This is a genomic window from Pseudomonas sp. PS02290 (assembly GCF_029960075.1).
Taxonomy (GTDB): Bacteria; Pseudomonadota; Gammaproteobacteria; order Pseudomonadales; family Pseudomonadaceae; genus Aquipseudomonas.
The window spans coordinates 1-1917 of record NZ_JASCOY010000204.1; the positions used below are offsets into that span (position 1 = coordinate 1).

2 protein-coding genes and 1 pseudogene are annotated in these 1917 nt (G+C 57.7%); all 3 read right to left on the reverse strand.

All coding sequences use genetic code 11. The features are described from left to right. A pseudogene (locus QMX88_RS29225) lies at nt 1-84 on the reverse strand (cell wall hydrolase); the annotation flags it as partial. Then, nucleotides 81-629 carry an HNH endonuclease gene (locus QMX88_RS29230; RefSeq protein WP_282373727.1) on the reverse strand — a complete coding sequence of 183 codons (549 nt, stop codon included), beginning with the start codon at nt 627-629 and terminating at the stop codon, nt 81-83. The gene QMX88_RS29230 and the pseudogene QMX88_RS29225, both read right to left, overlap by 4 nt. A gap of 489 nt (nt 630-1118) precedes the next feature. After that, the gene (locus tag QMX88_RS29235; RefSeq protein WP_282373728.1) at nt 1119-1535 is read right to left on the reverse strand and encodes a tail fiber assembly protein; all 417 of its coding nucleotides are present in this window, start codon (nt 1533-1535) and stop codon (nt 1119-1121) included. Nucleotides 1536-1917 lie beyond the last annotated feature (382 nt).

Sequence of the window (1917 nt, forward strand, 5' to 3'; positions counted from 1 at the left end):
CACCATCCCGGCGAGCCCCTCCCCGCGGGCCTCGCCGAACAGTGTCCGGGCCAGAACATCTCTATCCTTCTCAGTCACGATCATGCGCAGTGCCTCCACGACTTTCCGTTTACGATTTTTGAGACGGTCTGAAAAGCGATGCCGAACTCATCACCAATGGCCGCCAGAGTGAGCCCGTCCGAACGCCTTGACCGGATGTCACGCACGCGATCCTCGGTAAGTTTTGCGGCGCCGTTTCTTTCGCCAGCAGGTGTGGTTCCGTGAGCCTGCTTGTCCTGCTCGTTTTCTTGATGTGTTTTCCAAGAAAGGTTTGTGTGATGGTTATTGGCCGGGTTGCCATCGCCATGGGCAACCTCTGCGCCAGGCCAGCGGGGCTCACCCACAAACGCAAACGCCACGAGCCTGTGAGCTTCGAAGTACTCGTGCTTGCCGTTGATCGTGAGCTTGAAGCGGGGGTAGCCGGCGCGGTGCCAGCAAAATGAAAGGATCTTGCCGGGATATGTTTTGCGTCCGGGAGTCCTGCGGCGGACATGCCCGTACTCGCTGACCTCATAATCGCTGGTGGCGTGACACAGCCTCCATACAAGTCCATCAACGCTGACGCCGGCCGGCAGTGGAATTTCTCTCATGCCAACTCCCACAGCGTGCGCGCCAACACATCGCGATCTTTCTCAGTCACGGTCATCACATTTTCTCCAGGCGAAAAAAAGCCCGCAGCGCGCGGGCAGAAAAATTTAATCAATTCGTTTGAGGGATTTCCGGAATACGCAGAGCCGGTTACTCTGACGCTCCAATCGGAGATCGATATGTCGCTTCACTTTCAAAGGATCACAGGAGACGAGAGGCCTGCGCACTTCAAAGTCCTTAGAATTGAAGTCGTCTACATGGTCACGGCCCCCGACGGTAAAGAGTATTTCTTCGATGCTGTCGATGAAGCAGCCCGCTGGGCACGACAGTTACATTTTTTGAATGTGGATGAGAGCTCGCCGAGGCAGCAGCATGCCCCGAGGCGGAAGCGCCAGCCCGACGCATAATCTTCCTAGACTGCGCACCTATCCAAAACCATACCGGTCATCAATTTTCTCCAGGCAAAAAAAGTCGCTTTAAGCGGGTGGGTATTACTGCGGCTGGTCGGGCCAGCTCAAGTTCTCGGTCGTGAGATCAAAGCGATTCACCGCTACCCGGTACTGCTTCCACTTCTTGAGCAGCGCCACTTCTGCGGTAGTAGCGTCATCCAGATCCACTGCATCCTGCAAAGGCGCAATTGCCAAAGTAGCTCGAGCTAAAAGTGAGTCTCTCATCCCTGTGTTGCGTTCGAGGATCTCGGCCGGGGTCGGGGCTGGCGGCTCAGGCTGGGCCGGTGGAACGAATTTTCCTTCAAGGTAGGAGTATCCAATCCCTGCCGGATTTTCGTCGGAGTACGCAATTGCGATTGAGCCCTCCGATGGAGACCATCCGGATTCCTCCGATCCGTCCCAAATGATGAGGTTTTCAACAATCCTGGTAGCAACGTTCAACACTGCATAATTTGCCATCTAAATCACCACTCCAAGAACGCTACGCCCGGTGCACCTGGCCCACCTGGGCCACCGTTTGCACCTTGACCGCCAGTGCCGTATCCACCGCCACCGCCACCGCCGCCGCTGCCAAAACCTGAAGCTGGGAAGCCACCCGCGCCCGCTGTGCCCGAACGTCCCGCGCCTCCCCCCCCACCAAATGGAGTGGATGCGCCAGCCCCTCCAGAGCCCACACCACCATTGAAGGCAGCTGCCCCATCGTTTCCGTAACCGCCGGAAGGGAATCCGCCTGGCTGTGGGGAGCCACCGCTTGGAACGCCGGAACCTGACCAGTTTGCGCCGCCAGCACTTGGCGGCGCACCAAGAAGTGTAACCAGCGTGCCGATTACTGTTGCCCCAC

What these genes read in the sequence shown, in the direction of transcription:
- QMX88_RS29230 (WP_282373727.1), bottom strand. Translation starts at nt 629, where the DNA reads ATGAGAGAAATTCCACTGCCGGCCGGCGTCAGCGTTGATGGACTTGTA.
- QMX88_RS29235 (WP_282373728.1), bottom strand. Translation starts at nt 1,535, where the DNA reads ATGGCAAATTATGCAGTGTTGAACGTTGCTACCAGGATTGTTGAAAAC.